Below are 22,746 nucleotides of genomic sequence, written 5' to 3'. Positions count from 1 at the left end.
TTGTTTAATAAGTAACCTTTGATCTATTTTAGAAGTTAATTTTTTCTGATTTCTTTAATTTATATTCCTTTGTCGTCATACCAGTTAATTTCTTAAAAGTATGACAAAAATAATGAGAGTCATTATACCCCACCTGATAGGCAATTTCATATGTTTTATAGTTCGTATTGGATAATAATTCTTTTGCATAATGAATCCGAGTTTTAGTAAGATACTCAGTTAAAGTATTTTCCGTTTCTTGACTAAATAAGTTACTTAAATATGAGGGGCTGATATTTACTTCACTTGCTATTGCTTGCAATGAAATGGACGGATTACTATAATTTTCTTCAATGAAAATTTTAACTTTTTCAATAATAAGACCATACTTACTAGCATTTTGATCTTTATATGCAAATATTATTTCTAAAACTTCTGCCATAAAATTTTTTATCGTCTGGTAGTCTCCGATGTGATTAATTTTTCTTTTGAACGGTTGGAGTTCTTTCCAAATACTTTTGTCAACTTGCTCCCGTTCTTCAATGAAATGATAAACGGTGATAAGGAAATCCATTAAAAAATAATAAGTAAACAAGGAAGAAAGTTGATCTTTTTTATTTAGAAAAGAGGTATAAGAGAGTATAAATGCTCCTACTTCATCTCTTTTTCCTAGCTTGAGAAAATGCACTAATTTTTTTCTGTCACATCCCAGTATTATTTGATTTAATGTATGATCATCTTGACTATAAATACTTTTAATATTCCTCTGAATTACTTTGTTATAACTTAATTCTTCTAATGCTGAGTGATAAGATAGCGTGATATTATCTAATCTAGTCTCTATTGTGCCCGTTCCAAAAAAGATTTTCGAATCAAATTTCGTTAATTTTTCTTTTATATCATAAGCTTTTTCTTGAAGTAAATGCTCAATATCATGCTTGATTACGCATATCAAATTCGAATGATTACTATGAATTAAGTTGCTATACTCTTTTAGAAAATCCGATAATTTTTGATTGTTATTGTCTAACTCTACGACAACAACCATGTAATAACTTGCAATAATGTCAACTCCTAAATCTTTCGCATTACTAATGATTTGGTGGGAAGGAGTCATTCTTAAACATAATTCATTGACAAGGCTCCCAGTCGTCGGAATGCTTTTATTGTACTTGGCTTTGATCACATCAATTTGCTTTGATACCTTATGTAAAATGTTGTGTAAATCATCTGCACTCACTGGTTTGAGGCAATATTCGGCAACTTGAATTTCAATAGCTTTTTGTGCATATTCAAATTCATCATGGCCACTTAAAATAATTATCTGTATGTCTGGCATGATATTTTTAATTTTTCTGCTTAGTTCTAAACCATCCATAAAAGGCATCTTGATATCTGTAATTAAAATGTCTGGTTTGTGTTTTTCAATCAGTGGGAGAGCAGTTTCACCATCAGAAGCATCGCCACAATAGAAATATCCTTCTTTTTCCCATTCTATATTTTTTGCCATGCTTCGTCTTATAATAGCCTCATCATCAACCAAAAATACTTTTTTCATTTTTATCGCCTCCTTGGTATCGTAATACTGACTCGTGTTCCTGATTTATACCAGCTGTTAACCTTTAATCCGAAGCTCTCACCATAATATAATTTTAAGCGTTGTTGAACATTAACAAGTCCAAATCCACTTTTAGCATCATCTAATACTTCGCCTTTCCTTAATTGTTCTTTTAAATAGGTTAGACGGTCTTCCGTCATTCCGATACCATTATCGATGATTTCAAAATAAATCATATTATTACTGTCAAAATTCCCTTTTATTCGAAGAAATCCCTTCCCACGCTTATTTTTAATTCCATGATATATTGCATTTTCTATGATAGGTTGTAAAAGTAATTTAATTATTTGAAAGGAATAAATATCTTTATTTATCTCGAGAGACACATCAAGTATATCTTCATATCGAATCTTTTGAATAAATAGGTAACTAGCTATATGGCTAACCTCTTCTTCAATAGAAATCCAGTCCTTCCCTTTACTTAAAGATACTCTGCAAAATTGTGATAAAGCTTTTGTTATTTCAATAACTTGCTTATGTTCTTTTGATTCAGCCATCCAAACAATCGTATCTAATGTATTATATAAAAAATGCGGGTTAATTTGTGCTTGCATACTTCTGAATTCTGCTGCTTTTAATTTCTTTTGCTCTTCGACACTTCTATCCATTAGTGTTCTAATTTTAATTATCATGCGATTAAAACTATCTCCAAGTGTAGCTACTTCATCTTCGCCATGGGGATTAACTTTTGCGTAAAGATCTCCTTGAGATGCTTGTTGCATTTTATCTCTTAATAAACGTATGGGAAGTATAAGTTTATTAGAAATAAAAAAATATAAACCTATTACAAAAGATATGCTACTTATAACTGTAATCAGAATTAAAGTTTTTATTTCTGCAGTATTCTTGTTTATTTCATCTAAATCAGCGACTCCTACTATTTTAAAGTTAGTTAACTGAGATGTGTTAAAATTGTAAAAGCTATTTTCAGTTATTAAATTACCACTTTCAAGTTCAAATAGGCTTTCGGAATTGAAATCGGGCGAAATATCTTTAAGATTTTTTGATTGAAAAAGTATTGTATTGTTAGAAGATAAAATGGTGTATCCGCTATTGTCACCTAATAGATTGTTGTTTATGATATCTGTAATAGCAGAAGTATCAATCGTAATCTGGATCCAACCAATGTGTGAATTATCATTGTTGAAAATGGGTTTTATAATATCTAGAGCAGGGAAGCCATTTTTCTTTACTAGTTCTATTTTTCGCTTAGGAGTATTTTGCCAAGACTCCTTCAATAGTTTTTTTGCTACTTCTCCCCGATGGTAAATACCTCGTTGATCACTTATGGTTTTTCCCTCCGTATTCATGATTTGTAAATCAAAAATATGATTTCCTGCTAAATAACTACTACGGTAAAAATCAAATACTTCTTGTATTTCATTTGACTCAGCGGTAGTATGCTGGTCATTGACTAAAAAATTTTTAGTAATTTCTAATCTTGAAATTTCTGTGAATCGATAAAAATCTTGAAAGAGTAAATCAATTTCTCTTGTTAGGTGCACTGTTTTAATATCAGCTAAGTTATATTCTCTTTCAAGAATTATATTGGAATATTTTTGATAAGAAATTAAACTAACAACTATTAAAGGAATGATTGTTAAAAAAACAAACATAGTAAGCATCTTTGTACGCAAACTTTTATTCAACCATTTTGTAAGTATCATATGTGCATCAACATCCTAAAATTTCAATATATTATATTTTTATCAGACCGTATTAAATTCGAAATTTTTTAATATACTTTTGCAATGTTTGAGCGTTTGCTAATTGTTTTTCTGAAGCTTCAGCAATTTCTTCTATGGTTGTCAATTGTTCTTCACCTAGGATGCTTAATTTTTCCATGTGTATTTGATTATCTTTGGACTGCTTTTGGGTAGTCGTAGATAAGGATAATAATTGTTGAACAATTTCTATTAGTTTGTTATTAACTTCAATCATATTATTGTAGTTTGCTTTATTCTTAGTGGAATTTTTAAGTAGCTCCTCTTGTTGAAGTAGTGTTAAGTCTAATATTTCTCTCTCTAAATTAAGAATTTTATTATTTATTTCTTCTTGATTACGAAAGAAGAAATAAATCTCTTGTTGCGTATAGGCGATATCTTCTCCAGCTTTTCGATTATCGTCCATACTTTCATGTAAATCTTTTGATGCATTAACAATATGGTTACTTGTTTCTAGTACGGAATCTATCATTTGCTTTAAGTGGTTAGTCATTAATTTAAATGTTTTATACAGATCTCCAACTTCATTTTCTGATTGAATAGTTTTCATTTGTATTGTTAAATTTCCATTAGCAATTTCGTTAGAATAATCTCTTAATAATCGAATTGGTCTTGCGATGTTATTAGAAATAATCCATACAAATATAAAAGAAGTAAATATAACGATGACAAAAATGAAGATGCTAATTCGAACATCATTATTCATCTGATTCTTAATTGCTAGTTCGTTTTTTTCACTTTCTTGTAAAGTTTTTTGAAGAAGTGTTTGCACATTTTCATTTATAAGTTGTGAAGCGATGCTGATGTATTCTTGAGTAATGTATTTTTCTTCAGCAGGAGCGTCAAATTTAATTTGTTCACCAAGCTTATTAATGTATTCTTCCGCGGAGTCTAAAGTCTTTTCCACTTCACTTATTTCTGAGAGGAATCTATTTTCGGTGTCTTTAGAGGATATTACGTTGAGATGAAGTCTCATTTGATCTAATAACTGATATTGTACTCCTTCATCAAAATGTACTTTTCCGTAAACAATGTCTCTGATTTCTATGTCTAATTCTTCTCGGAGTTCACCGTGTATTGAATTTGTAAGTGTGATTGTTTCGGTCATTTCATTATATTGCTTAATATAACTAATGAATAAAACAAACTGTGTAATTTGAGCAGATCCTAACCAAAGAAAGAGCACACAAAAAGCAATTATAAACTTAGATCGAATAGATAACTCCCCAAATTTTGTAAGCGCATTCATAATAATTGACTCCTGCCTTTTATAGAATTTCTTCAAAAGCTCGTTAAAATTTTTTCTAATTTAATAGTATTTTAACGTATAACTCCATAAATCAATAGTGTATTTGCTTAATTATTAAAATAATGCAATTAAATTCAAAAAATAATCAACTTTTTTAATTCTCCATAAAATATTTAATTTTAAAAATAAAGGATTCCATTTTAATTAATATGAAAGCGCTCTATAATTAATAACATACCAAATGAAATTTGGAATAGAAAAGGGAGGTTTTTGATTGTGGATATAAGAATAGTTAACAAAAAGGGGTTACTAATACTATTAGTAATAGCAATGATGTTTTTTTTAGCAGCATGTGGTTCATCATCTGAAACAGGTGGAGAGGATACGGAATCAGAAGAAAATAATACCGAGGAAAATACCGATACTGATTCTGAGAGTGAAGAAGGAGAGCAAGGTAGTGAAAGTGAGCAACTTGTCATTGGTTTCTCGCAGGTAGGTGCTGAAAGTGAATGGCGAACAGCAAATACGAAATCAATTCAAAATGCCATTACTGATGCAGGACATGAGTTGAAGTTCTCAGATGCACAACAAAAACAAGAGAATCAAATTAAAGCAATTCGCTCATTCATTACTCAAAAAGTCGATGCAATTGTTTTCTCTCCTGTGGTAGAAACTGGTTTTGAAACAGTTCTCCAAGAAGCAAAAGATGCTGATATACCAGTGTTTTTAGCAGATAGATCAGTAGATGTAGAGGACGATTCATTATGGGTAACATTTTTAGGTTCTGATTTCGTTGAAGAAGGGCGCAAAGCAGGTAATTGGTTAGTAGAGGAATTGGCAGAGGAAGAAGGACCAGTTAATATCGTAGAATTACAAGGTACAGTTGGCTCTGCTCCTGCAATTGATCGTAAAGAAGGATTTGAAGAAATAATTAATCAAGAAGACAAATTTGAAATAATAAAATCGCAAACAGGTGATTTCACTCGTGCTAAAGGTAAGGAAGTAATGGAAGCGTTCTTAAAGTCTGATGGTGAAAATATTGATGTTCTATACGCTCACAATGATGACATGGCTATTGGAGCTATTCAAGCAATTGAAGAATTTGGATTAATACCTGCAGAAGATATTACAATCATCGGGGTTGATGCAGTTAAGGGCGCATTTGAAGCAATGGCCGATGGAAAAATGAATGTAACGATCGAATGTAATCCATTATTTGGTCCACAGCTAGTAGATTTAATTGAGCAGCACTTTGAAGGAGAATCATTAGATAAGAGAATTGCTGTAGAAGAGAGTATGTATACCATGGATCAAGCGGAAGAACTTCTTCCTACACGCGAGTATTAATTTTAAATAATAGAAAAACAAAGTAAGCCTGAAGTAGGATAATCTCTTACTTTAGGCTTACTGATTTAGAAGGGAAGGGAACATTTTGGATAATGCACAACCACGCTTAGTTATGAAAAAAATTGTTAAAGAATTTCCAGGCGTTAGGGCTTTATCTGGAGTAAATCTTACTTTATATCCTGGTGAAGTACACGCAATTATGGGAGAGAATGGTGCGGGGAAATCAACCCTAATAAAAGTGCTGACAGGTGTGTATCCAATAGATGGTGGAGCTGTCGAATACGAAGGAAAGAAAGTGATAATAAAAAGTCCACTAGAAGCACAGCTGTTAGGAATTAGTACTGTGTATCAAGAAGTTAATTTATGTACAAATTTATCAGTTACAGAGAATATATTTATCGGAAGAGAAATTAAGAAAAATGGAAAACTAAATTGGCGGAAAATGCATAATCAGGCAAAGAAATTATTAGAAGGACTTCAATTACAGATTGATGTCACAAAGCTATTATCTTCTTATTCTGTAGCAATACAACAAATGATAGCAATTGCAAGAGCATTAAATGTTTCAGCAAAAGTATTGATTTTAGATGAGCCAACTTCCAGCTTGGATCGTGATGAAGTTAATCAATTGTTTTCTGTGATAAGAAAATTAAAAAATGAAGGATTAGCAATTGTTTTTATAAGTCATTTCCTTGATCAAATTTATGAAATCACTGATCGACTAACAGTACTTAGAAATGGTGAATACATCGGTGAATACATGACTAAAGATATACCTAGAATGGATCTAGTTTCTAAAATGATAGGGAAAGAATTAGTTGAAATGAAAAAAATAGAAAGTCTGGCCGAAAATAAAACCTCTCTCAATCAATCATTTTTATCGACCGAACTTTTAGGATTACAAGGTAAGATCGATCCGTTTAGTATTCAAATAAATAAAGGGGAGATTCTTGGCTTGGCGGGATTGCTAGGTGCTGGAAGGACAGAGCTAGCTAGATTATTGTTTGGAGCTGATCAACCAGATAAAGGACATATTCATTTAAAAGGAAAACAAATAAAATTCTCTTCTCCTAAACAAGCAATATATGAAAAAATAGGATTCTGTTCTGAGAATAGAAAGTCAGAAGGGATTATTCCAGATTTAACTGTAAGAGAAAATATGATTCTTGTTATACAGGGGAAATACGGATGGTTTCGTTTTATTTCCAAAGAAAAGCAAAGAGAAATAGCAGATGAATATATTTCTCTTCTTAACATCAACCCTGCAAATCCAGAACAATTAATTGAAAATTTAAGTGGTGGAAATCAACAAAAGGTAATACTTGCAAGATGGTTAATTACTAATCCAGAGTTGCTTATTTTGGATGAACCAACTCGGGGAATTGATATTGGAGCTAAAACAGAAATTATGAAATTGATGACAAACCTAAGTAAGGAAGGTACCTCAATATTATTTATTTCATCTGAAATAGAAGAAATTTTGCGGGCCTGTGACAGAGTAGCTGTATTAAGAGATAGAAAGCTAGAAAAAGAATTTAATAATAATGAAGAATTAACGCAACAAAAACTAATGAAAGAAATGGCCGGGGGAGTGTAAGATGGTTAATTTGCTGATGAAATCAAAACTACTATGGCCAATTGTCGTATTAGTGGTCATCCTTTTAATAAATTTAATTTTTGATCCATCCTTTTTTTCGATAGATTATCGAAATGGTAAATTAGTAGGGAGTTTAGTAGATATTCTTAATAGGGGTGCGCCTTTAATTTTGATATCTATAGGAATGACATTAGTTATTGCAACTAAAGGAATTGACTTGAGTGTAGGATCAGTTATTGCTATGGCGGGTGCTATTGGAGCGATTACTGTAACCTCGATAGATGGAGAAGGACTTGGACCTTTATTTATCGCTGTAGGGCTTACCTTAATTGTTTCCATTATTGTAGGTGGATGGAACGGTATACTAGTTTCTAGGATCGGTGTGCAGCCAATTGTTGCAACTTTAATTTTAATGGTAGCAGGTAGAGGAATTGCACAGTTAATTACCGGTGGACAAATAACTACAGTTTATTATGATCCATACCAATTTCTCGGAGGTGGTTACTTATTTGCACTACCATTCTCCATATTTATTGTCACATTTGTGCTTTTACTTGCACTTTTTCTGACTCGACGCACTTCTTTAGGTTTATTTATTGAAGCAGTTGGTTCAAACCCTGAAGCTAGTAGGCTTGCAGGGTTAAATTCTAAAAATATAATGATGATGGTATATATGTTTTCTGGATTTTGTGCAGGTGTAGGTGGGTTAATTTTATCATCTAATGTAATGAGTGCCGATGGAAATAATGCAGGATTGTGGTTTGAATTAGATGCTATTTTGGCAGTAGTAATTGGTGGTACCTCCTTAATGGGTGGACGTTTTAATTTAATGGGAACGCTAATTGGTGCATTAATAATTCAAAGCCTTACAACTACAATTTATTCAATTGGTGTACCAGCTGAAACGAATTTAGTTATTAAAGCAGTTGTTGTATTAATTGTTTGCTTATTACAGTCACCAGAGTTTAGAAGAAAGATTTTTGGGACTGATAAAGTTAACAAAAATAGAGTGAAAAAAGAAAGTGAAGGTGTGACTCTATCATGATACAAAGACTTCCATTGGGATATAAACAATTACCATTAGTTGCAACTGTTTCTATTTTTATTTTAATGTACGGCTTTGGTTCTTTTCGTTACACAGGTTTTTTGTCATCACAGGTTTTTTTAAACTTACTCATAGATAATTCCTTTTTGATAGTTTTAGCAGTTGGAATGACTTTTGTGATCATTTCAGGAGGTATAGATCTATCAGTCGGATCTGTTATTGCGTTAACAAGCATGGTTGCAGCAAGTTTAACAATGAATGCGAATCTTTCACCATTAATAGTTGTACCAATTTGCTTGCTCGTGGGGTCTATTATTGGAGGAGTTCAGGGCTCGCTTATCCATTTCTTTAATTTACAACCATTTATAGTCACTTTAGCAGGAATGTTTTTAGCAAGAGGGCTAAGTTATGTAATTAGCGTTGAGACCATTGCTATAGATCATCCATTCTTTGACTTTATGGCAAATACAAGAATTCCTATACTGGGGGACTCGTTCATCACAATTAGTGTTTTGATCGCTCTTATTATAGTGATTATTGCTGTTTTCATAGGGCATTCAACTAAATTTGGTAGAAATGTATATGCTATAGGTGGTAGTGAGCAATCTGCAAATCTAATGGGATTACCTGTAGGAAGAACAAAAATTCTTATTTATACCTTTAGTGGATTTTGTGCTTCAGTAGGCGGGCTGATTTTTACATTTTATATGCGATCAGGATATGGCTTACATGCTAACGGAATGGAACTCGACACCATTGCAGCTGTTGTGATAGGTGGAACACTTCTAACGGGTGGTGCAGGTTATGTGGCGGGTAGTTTATTTGGAGTTTTAATTTTAGGAATTATACAAACGATTATTGTATATGAAGGAACATTAAGTTCATGGTGGACAAAAATAGCAATTGGTGTGTTGCTATTGTTATTTATAGTCTTACAAAGAATAATCGTAATAAGAAGTGAGAAGAAGCAAAATAGCTCTTAAAAGGAGAAAAAAGCCAGCGTTAAATAAGAAAAAATTTAATATAGAGTCAGTTAAAGAAAAGGATAGGAAGCATGATAAACTACATGATCAACTATCACTTAAAACAATTCTTTAGGTGGTGGAGTCGAATTGTTATTAAGTAGAACAAGTGAATTATTATATAGAAGAAAAAGCGAATTAGATCAAGTAAAAGCAAGCTAAAACAGTTATAGTTTTAGCTTGCTTTTACTTTGACTGATTTTTTAAAAATTAAAATCATAGAAGAATTCGAAGATATACACAATTATCTCTATTCATATTGTTAGTTAGTAATTTAATAGCTCTTAAAGATAAATGGATAATTTTAAAAGCAATATCATTTCTTTGACAATACCGAACGAAATTTTAGTTTACCCTTTATCTTTAATAAGTGGTTATTATTTCGTTATGTAAAAGATCTGTCTATAAAAGTAAAAATAGTGCTATTTTTATAGAAATGTAAGCGTTTATAATTTTGATAGAGGAAGGGGGAAGATAGATGCAATTTGATACTTCAGGTGGATTATTTAAGATCTGTGAATGGCTTTATAGACTTGCGTACTTAAATATTTTAGCTATTTGTTTTTCTTTATTCGGGGGAATATTATTTGGTGTTTTCCCGGCTATTACGGCGATGTTTGTCTTAAATAACAAATGGTTAAAAACAAAAGAAGATTTTTCAGTCTCAAAGGAATTTTGGAAAGCTTATAAAATGTATTTTTTAAAAAGTAATTTATTGGGTGGAGTTATTTTACTGACTATGATTGCTTTGTATGTTGATTTTTCACTTATTCAAAACTTTAACGGTGTTCTTTATTATCTAATTTTGAGCAGTTCCGCTACTGTGTTAGTCCTTAGTGTCATCGTTATTTTACATGTATTCAGTTTAATGACACGCTATCCAAAAAAATCCATATTTAAATTAATTAGAAGAGCAATACAAATTAGTACATTATTTCCCTTTTTAACCTTATGGATGGCGTTATCAATGAGCAGCTTCCTATTTATTTGCTTGATAATACCAGGTTTTGCATTTTTATTTCTAGGAAGTGGAATTTCATTTCTGGGAATGTATTTTAATCATTTTATATTTAAACGAATAGAAGAAAAAAATACGATACATTCCAGCGTATCTATTATAAGTGAAAGGGGTGCTATACATGGCAAGTAAAACATTTACTACAAGTGAAGAACTGAAAGAAACACCAAAAAAACTCAAAAGAATGAGAAAGTCTAAGATAGAAAAAAGCGAGAATATTATTGGCTTTCTATTTGTTTCCCCAATGATTCTAGGAATCTCAGTAATTGTTTTATTTCCTATAGTAGCAGCATTTATTTTGTCGTTTGCCGATTGGAAATTCGTCACTAGTATTGACCAATTAAAATGGGTAGGATTTGATAACTTTGTTGCATTAAGTAGCGATGAAAAATTTATAAAGTCTGTTATCAATAATGCAATATTTATATTGACGGTGCCTATTACCATGCTTTGTGCACTTTTCCTTGCAGTGATTATTGACAAAAATGTCTATTTAAAGAGTTATTTTAAAGTGGCGTTTTTTATGCCCTATATATCTAGCGTTGTCGCTATCGCGGTAGTTTGGCAAGTGCTTTTTCATCCGTCTCAAGGGCCGATCAATCAAGTACTAATGACTTTTGGCATACAAAATCCACCTACATGGATCTCAGACCCGAGCTTTGCATTAATCTCTTTGATGATTATCCACATATGGATATCGATAGGTTTTAGTTTGATCGTTTATATTGCTGGCCTGCAATCCATACCAAAAGAATTATATGAAGCTGCAGATATTGATGGGGCAAATAGTTGGTATAAATTTAGAAATATTACTTTTCCTTTAATATCACCTACTTCATTTTTTCTCTTGATTACTGGTATTATTGCTTCATTTAAAGTGTTTGACCTAATTGCAGTTTTAACAAAGGGTGGACCTTTAAATTCGACTACAATGCTTGTTTGGCATTTGTATGAGCGCGCATTTATAGACCTTGATGTAGGGTATGCTTCTGCCATTGCGGTAGTATTATTTCTGTTTGTATTTACCATTACAATCGTTCAATGGCTTGGTCAAAAAAAATGGGTGAACTATTAAAGGAGAAGGGTGTGTTAGGATGCGAAGTAAACGTCAAATTAATATAAAAAAAATAGTTAGTACAATAATCTTATTCTTTTGTAGTATAGCTTTCTTATTACCTTTCATTTGGATGCTATCTACTTCATTAAAAATTGAAGCAGATGTATTCAGGTATCCAATAGAATGGATACCATCTAGATGGAACGCGCTGTCGAATTATCAAGAGGTATGGTTCGGTGATTATCCTTTTTATTTATATTACTGGAATTCTATAAAAGTGGCAGTACTAACGACTGCAATCTCCGTCATTGTATCATCTTTAGCTGCTTATGGGTTTTCAAAGGTTAGATTCCCAGCAGGTGCTTGGTTATTCATCATTGTTTTAGCCACATACATGGTTCCACCACAAGCAAGTCTTGTTCCACAGTTTATTTTATTTAGGTATTTAGGATTATTCGATACACATTTTGGTTTAATTTTATTGGGAAGCTTTAGTGTGTTAGGAACCTTTATGTTGAGGCAGTTTTTCTTGGGTATTCACAATGACTTTATTGACGCAGCTAAAATAGATGGTGCAGGGCATGGAATAATATTTTGGAAGATAGCACTTCCAATTGTTCGTCCCGCTGTTGCCACTTATGCTATTTTAAGATTTATTTGGACATGGAATGATTATCAAAATCCTTTAATTTTCCTAAGAACAGATGCATTATATACCATTCAATTAGCAATGCAAAAGTTCACCACAATTAATGGAAGTTTCTATACACTCATTATGGCTGCTGCTGTATCAGCTATTCTACCTTTATTGATTGTCTTTATTTTGGGACAAAAGCATGTGATTGATGGAATTGCTTTAGGTGGTGTAAAAGGATAAGGTAAAAAAAGTGTTGTCAATGGTAAAAAAATTACCATGTCACAAGTATTCGACTTTGTTACGATACAATTATGTAAGGGGTTACAAAAATTATTAGGGGGTTAGTAAAGTGAATAAGAAATATTTCATGTTATTATTTAGTATGATTTTATTAGTAGGTATTTTAATGGCCTGTAATTCTGAAGATGAAGAAGCAACTTCAGGATCTGACTCAGAGAGCTCTGAAAACACGGAGGAAACAGAAAGTGAAAATGAAGGAGAGGCTGAATCAGAAGAGCCAGTTAAGCTTATGTTCCACACACATGGGAATGAAGCATCTTATAATTGGTCAGAAACTATACCAGCATTTGAAGAAGCAAATCCTGGTATTGAAGTAGAATTAGTTATTTTGAGTGAAAAAGGGGATACAAATGAAGCACTGCAAAAGCTAGATCTTGCTGCTTCTTCTGGTGAGCAGTTAGATGTTTTAATGTTTAGTGACCCAGCATCTTACGCTCAACGCGTCGACCTTGGAATGGTAGCACCGATTGACGAATTTATTGAGGAAGAAGGATATGAAGTTACAGAAGAATATAAAGTTAATACCCAGCTTGGAGATAATTATTATGCACTTCCTGGCAAATTTAATCCTTGGTATGTCTTAGTGAATAAAGATCATTTAGATGAAGCAGGCTTAGAAATGCCAACTGACTGGACATGGGATGAATATGCTGATTATGCTAAACAGTTAACCACTGATGATCATTACGGAACTTTTTTCCACGGTCCACAGAACGGTGGTTGGATGGAATACATGAAATTAGCTTTAGCAAGTGAATCTGAAAACACCGACTTGCTAAAAGAAGATGGCACCTCAAACTTTGAAAATCCACTGTTTAAGAAAACACTTGAGTTACGCTGGCAAATGGAAAAAGAAGATCAATCTGCCACGCCATATACCGATATTATGTCACAACAATTACATTACCGGGATCAATTCTTTAATCAGGATGCAAGCTTAGTTATGATTGGAAGTTGGATGAATACTGAGCTCGGCGGGTCTGATCAGTTCCCACTTGAATTTAACGTTGGGGTCGCACCATACCCGAAAAATAATTCAGACGATGAAGGTGGCTATACTCCAGTAACAACGGATTATATGGCAGTTGCTTCGAATTCCGAGCACAAGGAAGCTGCATATAAATTTATCCGCTGGTATACAACAGAAGGGCAGGTTATTCAAGGTAAGAATATTCCATCTTGGAATGGAGTAGGTGATGATGAATTGGAAAATATAGTGAATATTATTTTAGATGATACAAGTAGCCCTGAAAAAGTAGATAAAGAAGCATTAATTTCGGTATTGAAAAATTCGAAGGCCTCTAAATTAGTACCACCTGCACCATATCAAGCGGAAATTTACGAAATGGTAAATGATGAATACGAAAAATTGATATACGAAGAGCAGGATATTGATGCAACCATTGACGCTATGCACGAACAAGCACAAGAAATTATAGCAAATAATGAATAACACTTGAAAAGATAATGAATGCGATTACAATAATGTAAGGGACGTTAATTCCGTTGTCCCCCAAAACATTCTTAGGAGTTAGGAGGATGAAGATGTGGGCTAGAATTCGGAGATTAACGTCTCCTTCTTTTCGTTTAAAAGTATTCCTATCTTCTTTGATTTGTATAGGTTTACCCGTAATTTTTTCGTTAACTTTTTATAGTTATTTAACGAGAGACGCTGTTGAAGAACAGGCAATTCAAAATGCAAAAAAAGAACTCGATTTAACAGAAGAAAATGTTTCGCGTATTTTAGAAGACATGATGAATGCTTCAAATTTTGTACAAATAGATTCAGAGTTAAATACCATTCTAAAAAATAAAGCAAATCTCTCCATAGAAGGTTCTAACGAGGAAAGCTATAGCGAATATATAGAAGATCGTCAAGTTCGAAAAACAATTGAAAATATTACGTTATTAGGAGAAAAATCGCATATAACGATTTTATTAAAAAACGGAAAGTATTACGCCAACTATTCTACTGCGCAATACGATCCTAATTCGCTATATCAGAAGAAATGGTTTAATGAATTAAAATCTTTAAATGGTTTTGAATCCTATTGGTCTGGGGCAGAAGAAACGGTTTTTTCTTATGAAAAATATTTAAATCCCTATCAACTTTCCGTAGGGAGAACGTTACGTGATAGTAATCAAGGAATTTATGGGTATGTAGTGGTTACATTGTTAGAATCTAAAATCAGTAATATATTAGACAATCAAAAACCACAGGAACAAACAATGATAATTGACGAAAATAATACTATATTGTCTCATAGAAATTCTGAGTATGTTAATCAACCTGCCTCTTTCTCTGATGACATAAATCTCAGCAAAAGCTCACAAATTGCAAGGTGGGATAATCAACAATATGTAGTTACTAGTAAGGAATTGACCACAAATAATTGGAAGCTTGTTTCTATCATTCCATATAAGGCAGCTACTTCTAATATAAATGCTATTTTTTCTAAAGTATTTGTTCTCTTAGCAATATCGTTTGCAATCTTTTTCGTTATATTAGCTTATTTAATAAATCGAATCACGAGGCCGTTACGCTATTTAGATCGCGTAGTTAAAAAGGTGCAAACTGGGGACCTATCCATTAGATCCAACGTTAAAAGTAAAGATGAGATAGGTGATTTTTCGCAATCATTAAATCATATGCTAGATCGAGTTAATGTCATGATTGAGGAAGTGAATGACACACATAAACGTAAAAGAAAAGCAGAGTTAGCTATGCTACAGGCACAAATTAATCCTCACTTTTTATTTAATGTGTTAAATTCTATACGAATGAAAGTATTGCGGTTTGGTGATAAAGACAGTGCTAGTATGATTCAATCTTTATCAAAATTACTCAGGTGGACGATTGATTATAAAGAAGATAAAATCACTTTTTTTGACGAAATTAGCTTAGTAAAAGACTATGTAAATGTAATGAATATGCGACAAAAAGAAAAAGTTGAATTAGATATAGATATATCATCGCAAGTATATAAGCAACTGGTACCACGCTTTCTTTTACAGCCATTAATTGAAAATTCGATTATTCACGGCTTAAATCAGAGTGCAGGTAATATACGTATAAATGGAAAAATGGAGAAAGATAACTTTCAAATAATGATTGAGGATAATGGGGTAGGAATAGGTAAAGAAAAATTACATGAATTAAATCAATGGATACATCACTCAGGCACGAATGAGCGATCCCATAATGGTTTCTCGAGTATTGGTATGACAAATGTATTTGAAAGGTTACAACTCTCGTATCAGGAAAAACCTCAAATGAAAATTGATAGTACAAGTGGTAAAGGCACAACGATTACCATAACGATTCCATTAGGTGGTGAAGATTATGTACAAAGTTATGTTGGTTGATGATGATTATCCTGCAATAGAATTCTTGACTGAAGCAATTGATTGGAATGCTTCGGGTTTTGAATTAGTGAGTACACATGAAAATGGAATGCTAGCATTTGAATATGCAAAAGAAAACCCTCCTGATGTACTAATTACTGATATCGGCATGCCAAAAATGGATGGTATTGAACTCACCAAACAGATGAAAAAATTAAAAGAAAATATACAAGTAGCTATTATATCTTGTCACAATGAGTTTGCATATGCTCAACAGGCATTAAAATTAAATGTGCAAGACTATATACTAAAGGAATCATTAGACCCAGATGATCTAAAAAGAATTTTACTAGATTGCAAGAAGCGGTTAGATAATAATGCTACCAATATGGTGAAAGTTAAAAAATTAGAGCACAAAGTTAAATTGAATCATGATTATGACAATCAAAAATTATTGAGGCAGTATATGCAAGGGACTTCAAATAAGTTTTTAACTTTGCTTGATAAAGATAGTAAATATATACCTGTATATTTTTATATCAATAACTATTACAAGGTAAAGAAAAATTTTATGTCCATTGATACGATGCAATTTGCTGTTTTGAATATTATAAAAGAAATAATTGATCAGCAAGAATTATCAAAAGTCTATTCTATTCACTATGAAGGTAATAAAGGATTTTTGTTTTATCATCATTCACTATCGATAAAAAATGATGTGTATAAAGAGCTAAATCACTTGTTAGCTCTATTGCAAACAGCAATAAATAAATATTTAGATATTCAAATTAGTTTTATGATTGGCAAGAAAGCAGATGCTAATTCCTTGAAAAAAGAAATTAGATCTTTAATAGAAAGCGAGAAACAGATTTTTTATTCGGTCACAAATTCATGCATGAAAAGACAAGATCGAATAGCTGATTATAATGGGGAAGAAATTTTTGAATTTTATCAAGAAGTATCAAATGAATTAAAGCAAGCAATTTTTCAGCGTGATATGAAGAATTTTGAGAAACATTTAAATAATTGGATCGAATTTTGTACTAGTAATAATTATAATCCCAAGGTAGTCAAAGAATGGTTTTTACGAATGATTTTGGATTTAAAGATGAGGTTGAGAACCATTCCGTATTTGCAATCAAATTATTCTGTGGAATCTCTACAAGAGGAAGTCTTCTTACTAGATAATATCTATGAATTAAGAGGTTGGTTAACAGAATATGCACAAAATTGTCTAGATGAAACGAAAGAGCAGTTGAAAAATAACTACCATAAGGACGTACTAAGTGCCTGTTATTATGTCTCTAACAATATTGAGAAAAAGCTTTCTTTAGATGAAATTGCAGAACATCTATTTTTAAATGCTAGCTATTTTAGTAGATTGTTTAAGAAAGAAATGCAAATTAATTTTGTGGAGTATGTAAAGCAGAGAAAAATAGAGCGGGCAAAAGAGTTACTTGAAATAACTAATGATTCTGTAGGATATATATGTCAGCAATTAGGCTATGATAATCAAAGTTATTTTATTAAAGTTTTCAAAAAAGTGGTTGGATGCACACCGCTTGAGTTTAGAGGAAATAAACAAAATGGGGTTTTCGCAAAATGAAATGGGAAGAAAATACTTGGTTCATAAAAGTTAGGGAAAAAATAAAAATAGATGCAAAAGAGATGGTCCAAGAACCCTCCTATGAAATACCCTTTTCTATTTATCGCCAATTCATGGAGAAAGGGGAGCGGCAAGAATATGAATCTTATTATTTTCGACGTAGAAAACGCTTGACCACCTTTGGGCTTCATCTTTATCTATATCCAGAAGAAAAAAAGTATGTAAATGCGTTAGAAAATGAAATATGGCAGGTTTGTAATGAATTTACCTGGTGTTTACCTGCACATGTAGATTCAACAAAGGAAGAACAAAGCTACGAAAATTATAAAAAGTCCTACACATCACAGTATACAATAGATTTATTTGCTGCTGAAACAGCATTTACTTTAGCGGAAATTGTAGCGCTTTTTGAAGAAAAATTAGATTCATTTTTAGTAGAGAAAATGAAAATAGAGATAGATAGACGAGTTTTCAGTCCATTTAAAAATAATCATTTTCACTGGGAAAAGGCTACACATAACTGGGCATCAGTTTGTGCGGGTTCGATTGGTGCAGCTGCGTTATACCTAATAGATGACCCTAAAGAACAAGAAAATATTTTAAATCGTGTAATAGAAACAATGGATTGTTATCTAGAAGGCTTCGAAAAAGACGGAGCATGTACAGAAGGGTATGGTTACTGGCAATATGGATTTGGATATTTTGTTTATTTTGCTGATTTACTCTTGCGATATAAAAGGATTAACTTGTTTGAAAAAGCAAAAATTGAAGCAATTGCAATGTTTCAACAAAAAATATTTATTAATCAAGACAATGTCGTGAATTTCTCAGATGCACAAGTAAAAGCTAAGCCTCGGATAGGATTTACTCATTATTTACATCAAGTTTTTCCGAAGGTACATGTACCACTAAATGAATTAGGTGAAAAAGATATAGTTGATCACTGTGGACGTTTTGCACCTGCTATAAGAGAACTATGGTGGTTTGATTTTACTGAAAGCGGAAAGCATTGGCCAGAAGAAAACTATCTTTTTGAAAACTCTGCAATTTTCTTATCTAGAAGGCAGGTTGAAAATACACGGTATGCTTTTTCGGTAAAAGGCGGCCACAATGCAGAGCCCCATAACCACAATGACATTGGTCATTTTATTTTATTTGCAGGCGATACTGTATTCTTACGTGATTTAGGGTCTGGTCAATATAATAAAGATTACTTTAGTGAGAAGCGGTATACATTCATTTGCAACAGCGCAGAAGGACATTCTATTCCATTAATAAACGGAAATTATCAACAAGAAGGCAAACAGCATAAAGGAAATATTACAGAAGTGACGGAAAATAGTGCCTATGATCAAATTCAATTAGACTTAAGTGAAGCATATCCTGATTCATCGTTATTAACGTTTAATCGAACTTTTACTTGGGAAAAGAGTGAAGGTTTAGCATTGCTGTTAAAGGATTCTTTTATTTTCTCAAAACAACCAATGTCATTAATAGAATCCTTTATTATAAAAGACTTGCCGCACGAGATAGTAGACGGTGGAATTCTTGTATATGGAAAAAAGAAAATATTAAAAATATCTTTTTCAAGTGATTTATTGATCCCAAATATAGTGAAAAAAAGTTTTATTAATCATCAAGGAAATGAGGAATATTTTTTACATGTGTTATTCGACACAATAAAGGTAAATGAAAAAATAGTACTAGCCTTCAAATTTGAATTTTTAGATCGTGACTCTTAGTTAAGTGTGAGGACTAATGCATGTATCTCCTTTCTATGTGAATCATTCATAGAGCAGAAGATACATGCAATTTTTAAATATTTTAGCCAATAAAAATAAAACTAGTAATTATTTTTAAAGCGAAGAATCGATAAAGAATAAAACTTCCATTCCAGTATATTGACAAGTATAATCCCTAGATCTATTATAAGTATAACGATTAAACAAAGTCTGGAAAGAGGAAAGAATTTGTTTAAATTTCCACTCTAGAATTCTAGCTTCAAGTGAGTTGAACAGCTATATTTAATAAAGGGTGATTACAATGACAGTAACGATTTCAGATGTAATAAAACAATTAACAAAATCAATAACCCCAATAGAAAATTCGGTTGATAAGCTATTGTATGGAAAGTCTGAGAAAGTAGTTTCAAAACTGGCTTTTTGTTTTATGCCTACCTTTGAAGTCCTTCAGCAAGCGGTCGACAAAGATGTGAATTTATTAATTTGCCATGAAGGGCTTTTTCATAGTCATACTAAAAAAGAATTATCTAGTGTAGCAGAAAAGAAAATACATTTAATAGAATCATCAGGTATTGCAATATTTCGGCTTCATGATTATGTACATAGATATAAACCAGATGGAATTATGGAAGGTATGCTTCATAAACTTGAATGGAAAAAATATGTGGAAATAAACTATCCAACGGCAACCACATTAAATTTACCAAGCATGACAGTAGGGAAAGTGATTAATGATGTAAAAAGAAAATTAAACATACCATATGTTCGTTATGTTGGAAATTTATCTACTACTTGTAAGCGAGCAGGGATATTAGTCGGTTATAGAGGTTCTGGTTCAAGAGTAATCCCTTTATTTGAGAACAATAAGTTAGATCTTGTTATTTATGGAGAAGGTCCAGAATGGGAAACTCCTGAATATGTGCGTGATGCCAATTCACAAGGAATCGAAAAAGCCTTAATTATATTAGGACATGCGGAAAGTGAAGAACCAGGCATGGAATTCATGGCAGAATATATCCAAAAAGCAATACCGCAAATTTCTGTTTCCTTTATTTCTTCAAAATCTTATATTCATGTTTTATAGAATAGATATATTATTAGACATAGAAATTTTCTATTTTATTTTTCCTTTGATTCATTTTGATTTTAAAAATGGGAGCGAGTTGAGCTTGAAATCTATACTTTTTCCTGAGAATTAAAAAGCCAGCAGACTTCAAACTAAGTCTGTTGGCTTTCCTAAACTTTATTTTTTATACGGTTCTATAGGTTGAATGGTGCCATCATCATTATAATTTAATTCAGCATATTTTACAGATCGTTTATGATTTACACCATCTGATAAAGAGCAATCATGATAAAATAAATACCATTTATTTTGGAACTCAACAATGGAGTGATGGGTTGTCCATCCACTGACTGGTGGCAGGATTGTCCCTTTAAATGTGAATGGTCCAGTCGGACTTTCGCTTACAGCATATACAATTTTATGTGTAGTACCAGTGGAATAGGATAAATAATATAATCCATTATATTTATGAACCCATGCACCCTCAAAAAATCTACGGTCTTCATCTTTAGCAAGAATAGGGTTACCATCCTCATCTAAAATAGAAATTTCTCTTGATTTCCCTTTAAAGGAAAGCATATCAGGTGTTAGTTCAGCCACTATTGGACCAAGTGCGGGTTCAGTAGGCATAGGTCCTTCAGCATTCGGATCAAAATTCCCCTTTTGCCATTTCTCAAGTTGTCCACCCCATAGGCCACCAAAATAAATATAGGATTTATCATCTTCATCGACCAAAACTGCTGGATCAATACTAAAACTACCATCTATATAATTTTCTTCTGCCTTAAAGGGTCCTGCTGGTTGTTCACTTGTTGCTACACCTATTCTAAAGATGCCATCTTTGTCTCTTGCTGGGAAAAACAAATAGTACGTATCATTCTTATAAGCTGCATCAGGAGCCCAAAGTTGTTTGCTTGCCCAAGGTACGTCCTTCACATGGAGTACTTCCCCATGATCTTTACAAACACCATCAATGTCATCCATTGACAGCACATGATAGTCTTCCATCGCATATTGATCACCATTGTCATTTGATGGTCCATCATGGTCCAGGTCATGTGACGGATAAATATAAAGCTTACCTTCAAAAACATGTGCTGAAGGATCCGCGGTAAAAATATGTGTAACTAAAGGTTCATTAGGCTTATTTTTTCTTTCCATTTTAACCCTCCGTGAAATAAATTTGATTACAATAATAGTATACGTGAAAACGAGAACTTTGTACACTGGATAAACTAACTTCTACAATACAATTGATTTAAAAAAAGAAATATTTTGTGAATCTGAGCAAATTTTAGATTTCTAAGGGAGTATAAAGGAGGGATATGTGAATTTGTTATCCCGGAGACAGTGAGGTAATTGATAGTAACCTTTTAAAAAAGTTGATTTTTTTATATCACAAAAAAAGATGCACTCCAAAGAGCACATCTTTAAGCTAGCATTATATGTAGAGCGAGCTTACCGATTGTTGTTCGTAAAGTCTTACAATTGCCTCTGCTACAACAGGAGCAACAGTTAATTGTGTAATTTTATCAATTCTTTTTTCCTCGGAAAGCTCAATGCTGTTAGTTACGATCAATTCTTTAATAGGAGCGTTCTGTACATTACTTAAAGCTAATCCAGAAAGGACTGGATGTGTGGTGCAAGCGTAAACTTCTTTAGCTCCATTTTCAATTAAAGCTTTTGATGCTGATGTAATTCGTCTCCCTGTATCGATGATATCATCGATGATAATGGTTGTTTTTCCTTTTATGTCTCCGACAATATTGATAGAAGAGGCATTTTCACGGGGGCCACGTCTATCGATAATAGCAATTGGCGCTTTTAAAAGATCAGCTAACTGACGGGCACGGGAAACACTCCCATGGTCAGGTGAAACGACTACGATATCTTCTAGATTTTTTTCTGCTAAATAATCTGAAATAATTGGTACTGCTGTAACAGGATCCACTGGTATATTAAAAAATCCTTGTGCTTGTGGAGCGTGTAAATCAATGGAAATAACTCTTGTCGCTCCTGCTTTTTGAATTAAGTCAGCAACTAATTTTGCTGTGATCGGTTCGCGTGCACGTGCCTTTCGGTCTTGTCTAGCATAACCAAAGTACGGAATAACCAGATTAATTGTTTTAGCGGAAGCTCTCTTTAATGCATCAATCATGATTAGTAATTCCATAATATGATTATTTACAGGTTCACTTGTCGATTGAATGACATATACATCGCATCCTCTGATACTTTCCTCGATGTTGATTTGAACTTCTCCATCACTAAATGTTTTAACAGCAGACTTCCCTAAATCAATTCCGATTTCTTTTGCAATCTCTTCTGCTAAGGCGAGGTTAGAATTTAATGCAAATACTTTTAAGTTTGAATTGTGATATGATGTGGACAAAA

17 protein-coding genes are annotated in these 22,746 nt (G+C 32.5%); 12 read left to right on the top strand and 5 right to left on the bottom strand.

The window, feature by feature from the left end; translation table 11 throughout:
• Window positions 1-28 precede the first annotated feature (28 nt).
• The 3 genes from DFR57_RS04355 to DFR57_RS04345 are packed head-to-tail and all read right to left on the bottom strand — an operon-like array spanning window position 29 to window position 4,570.
• The gene (locus DFR57_RS04355; protein WP_114351936.1) at window positions 29-1,537 is read right to left on the bottom strand and encodes a response regulator; all 1,509 of its coding nucleotides are present in this window, start codon (window positions 1,535-1,537) and stop codon (window positions 29-31) included.
• A 2-nt stretch (window positions 1,538-1,539) separates the two neighbouring features.
• Window positions 1,540-3,264 carry a sensor histidine kinase gene (locus DFR57_RS04350; protein WP_114351935.1) on the bottom strand — a complete coding sequence of 575 codons (1,725 nt, stop codon included), beginning with the start codon at window positions 3,262-3,264 and terminating at the stop codon, window positions 1,540-1,542.
• 52 nt (window positions 3,265-3,316) lie between these two features.
• Window positions 3,317-4,570 (bottom strand): HAMP domain-containing protein, encoded by a 1,254-nt coding sequence (locus DFR57_RS04345; protein WP_114351934.1) that lies wholly within the window; start codon window positions 4,568-4,570, stop codon window positions 3,317-3,319.
• A gap of 276 nt (window positions 4,571-4,846) precedes the next feature.
• On the opposite strand from DFR57_RS04345, the gene DFR57_RS04340 reads away from it, so the two are divergent.
• From DFR57_RS04340 to DFR57_RS04285, 12 genes are all read left to right on the top strand, one after another.
• Window positions 4,847-5,917, top strand: a complete 1,071-nt coding sequence (locus tag DFR57_RS04340; protein ID WP_245937386.1) for an ABC transporter substrate-binding protein — start codon at window positions 4,847-4,849, stop codon at window positions 5,915-5,917.
• Window positions 5,918-6,002: 85 nt separating this feature from the next.
• Window positions 6,003-7,514, top strand: coding sequence for a sugar ABC transporter ATP-binding protein (locus DFR57_RS04335; protein WP_342768823.1), 1,512 nt, complete (start codon window positions 6,003-6,005; stop codon window positions 7,512-7,514).
• A gap of 1 nt (window position 7,515) precedes the next feature.
• Complete coding sequence (locus tag DFR57_RS04330; protein WP_211315342.1) at window positions 7,516-8,559, top strand: ABC transporter permease; 1,044 nt, start codon at window positions 7,516-7,518, stop codon at window positions 8,557-8,559.
• Window positions 8,556-9,542 carry a galactofuranose ABC transporter, permease protein YjfF gene (gene yjfF, locus DFR57_RS04325; protein WP_211315341.1) on the top strand — a complete coding sequence of 329 codons (987 nt, stop codon included), beginning with the start codon at window positions 8,556-8,558 and terminating at the stop codon, window positions 9,540-9,542. Before DFR57_RS04330 ends, yjfF begins: the two co-directional genes overlap by 4 nt.
• Window positions 9,543-10,059: 517 nt before the next feature.
• The gene (locus DFR57_RS04320; RefSeq protein WP_114351933.1) at window positions 10,060-10,731 is read left to right on the top strand and encodes a YesL family protein; all 672 of its coding nucleotides are present in this window, start codon (window positions 10,060-10,062) and stop codon (window positions 10,729-10,731) included.
• Window positions 10,721-11,674: a carbohydrate ABC transporter permease gene (locus DFR57_RS04315; protein WP_114351932.1), complete on the top strand. Its 954-nt coding sequence runs from the start codon at window positions 10,721-10,723 to the stop codon at window positions 11,672-11,674. Before DFR57_RS04320 ends, DFR57_RS04315 begins: the two co-directional genes overlap by 11 nt.
• Before the next feature lie 19 nt (window positions 11,675-11,693).
• Window positions 11,694-12,533 carry a carbohydrate ABC transporter permease gene (locus DFR57_RS04310; RefSeq protein ID WP_114351931.1) on the top strand — a complete coding sequence of 280 codons (840 nt, stop codon included), beginning with the start codon at window positions 11,694-11,696 and terminating at the stop codon, window positions 12,531-12,533.
• Between the two features lie 127 nt (window positions 12,534-12,660).
• Window positions 12,661-14,046 (top strand): extracellular solute-binding protein, encoded by a 1,386-nt coding sequence (locus tag DFR57_RS04305; RefSeq protein WP_425450941.1) that lies wholly within the window; start codon window positions 12,661-12,663, stop codon window positions 14,044-14,046.
• Between the two features lie 92 nt (window positions 14,047-14,138).
• Window positions 14,139-15,959 carry a sensor histidine kinase gene (locus DFR57_RS04300; RefSeq protein WP_114351930.1) on the top strand — a complete coding sequence of 607 codons (1,821 nt, stop codon included), beginning with the start codon at window positions 14,139-14,141 and terminating at the stop codon, window positions 15,957-15,959.
• Entirely contained in the window at window positions 15,937-17,544 is a 1,608-nt protein-coding gene (locus DFR57_RS04295) for a response regulator transcription factor (protein WP_114351929.1), read from the top strand. The genes DFR57_RS04300 and DFR57_RS04295 overlap by 23 nt, the downstream gene beginning before the upstream one ends.
• A complete protein-coding gene (locus DFR57_RS04290; protein WP_114351928.1) occupies window positions 17,541-19,286 on the top strand; it encodes a heparinase II/III family protein in 1,746 nt (581 codons plus the stop codon). The genes DFR57_RS04295 and DFR57_RS04290 overlap by 4 nt, the downstream gene beginning before the upstream one ends.
• A 301-nt stretch (window positions 19,287-19,587) precedes the next feature.
• A complete protein-coding gene (locus DFR57_RS04285) occupies window positions 19,588-20,370 on the top strand; it encodes a Nif3-like dinuclear metal center hexameric protein (protein WP_114351927.1) in 783 nt (260 codons plus the stop codon).
• A 159-nt stretch (window positions 20,371-20,529) separates the two neighbouring features.
• Here DFR57_RS04285 and DFR57_RS04280 read toward each other — a convergent pair whose 3' ends face one another.
• Window positions 20,530-21,513 carry a glycoside hydrolase family 43 protein gene (locus tag DFR57_RS04280; protein ID WP_114351926.1) on the bottom strand — a complete coding sequence of 328 codons (984 nt, stop codon included), beginning with the start codon at window positions 21,511-21,513 and terminating at the stop codon, window positions 20,530-20,532.
• A 280-nt stretch (window positions 21,514-21,793) separates the two neighbouring features.
• Entirely contained in the window at window positions 21,794-22,744 is a 951-nt protein-coding gene (locus DFR57_RS04275; RefSeq protein WP_114351925.1) for a ribose-phosphate diphosphokinase, read from the bottom strand.
• Window positions 22,745-22,746 lie beyond the last annotated feature (2 nt).

Source organism: Saliterribacillus persicus, from assembly GCF_003337485.1.
GTDB classification, from domain to species: Bacteria; Bacillota; Bacilli; order Bacillales; family Amphibacillaceae; genus Saliterribacillus; species Saliterribacillus persicus.
The sequence above is the reverse complement of the archived record's forward strand: the minus strand, read 5'-3'. Positions and strand labels throughout refer to the sequence as shown.

Bases quoted from the DNA above. Each gene is read 5' to 3' on its own strand.
- DFR57_RS04285 (WP_114351927.1), top strand. From the start codon at position 19,588: ATGACAGTAACGATTTCAGATGTAATAAAACAATTAACAAAATCAATA.
- DFR57_RS04295 (WP_114351929.1), top strand. From the start codon at position 15,937: ATGTACAAAGTTATGTTGGTTGATGATGATTATCCTGCAATAGAATTC.
- DFR57_RS04280 (WP_114351926.1), bottom strand. From the start codon at position 21,513: ATGGAAAGAAAAAATAAGCCTAATGAACCTTTAGTTACACATATTTTT.
- DFR57_RS04290 (WP_114351928.1), top strand. From the start codon at position 17,541: ATGAAATGGGAAGAAAATACTTGGTTCATAAAAGTTAGGGAAAAAATA.
- DFR57_RS04330 (WP_211315342.1), top strand. From the start codon at position 7,516: ATGGTTAATTTGCTGATGAAATCAAAACTACTATGGCCAATTGTCGTA.
- DFR57_RS04305 (WP_425450941.1), top strand. From the start codon at position 12,661: ATGTTATTATTTAGTATGATTTTATTAGTAGGTATTTTAATGGCCTGT.
- DFR57_RS04345 (WP_114351934.1), bottom strand. From the start codon at position 4,570: ATGAATGCGCTTACAAAATTTGGGGAGTTATCTATTCGATCTAAGTTT.
- DFR57_RS04355 (WP_114351936.1), bottom strand. From the start codon at position 1,537: ATGAAAAAAGTATTTTTGGTTGATGATGAGGCTATTATAAGACGAAGC.
- DFR57_RS04315 (WP_114351932.1), top strand. From the start codon at position 10,721: ATGGCAAGTAAAACATTTACTACAAGTGAAGAACTGAAAGAAACACCA.
- DFR57_RS04320 (WP_114351933.1), top strand. From the start codon at position 10,060: ATGCAATTTGATACTTCAGGTGGATTATTTAAGATCTGTGAATGGCTT.
- yjfF (WP_211315341.1), top strand. From the start codon at position 8,556: ATGATACAAAGACTTCCATTGGGATATAAACAATTACCATTAGTTGCA.
- DFR57_RS04350 (WP_114351935.1), bottom strand. From the start codon at position 3,264: ATGATACTTACAAAATGGTTGAATAAAAGTTTGCGTACAAAGATGCTT.
- DFR57_RS04300 (WP_114351930.1), top strand. From the start codon at position 14,139: ATGTGGGCTAGAATTCGGAGATTAACGTCTCCTTCTTTTCGTTTAAAA.
- DFR57_RS04310 (WP_114351931.1), top strand. From the start codon at position 11,694: ATGCGAAGTAAACGTCAAATTAATATAAAAAAAATAGTTAGTACAATA.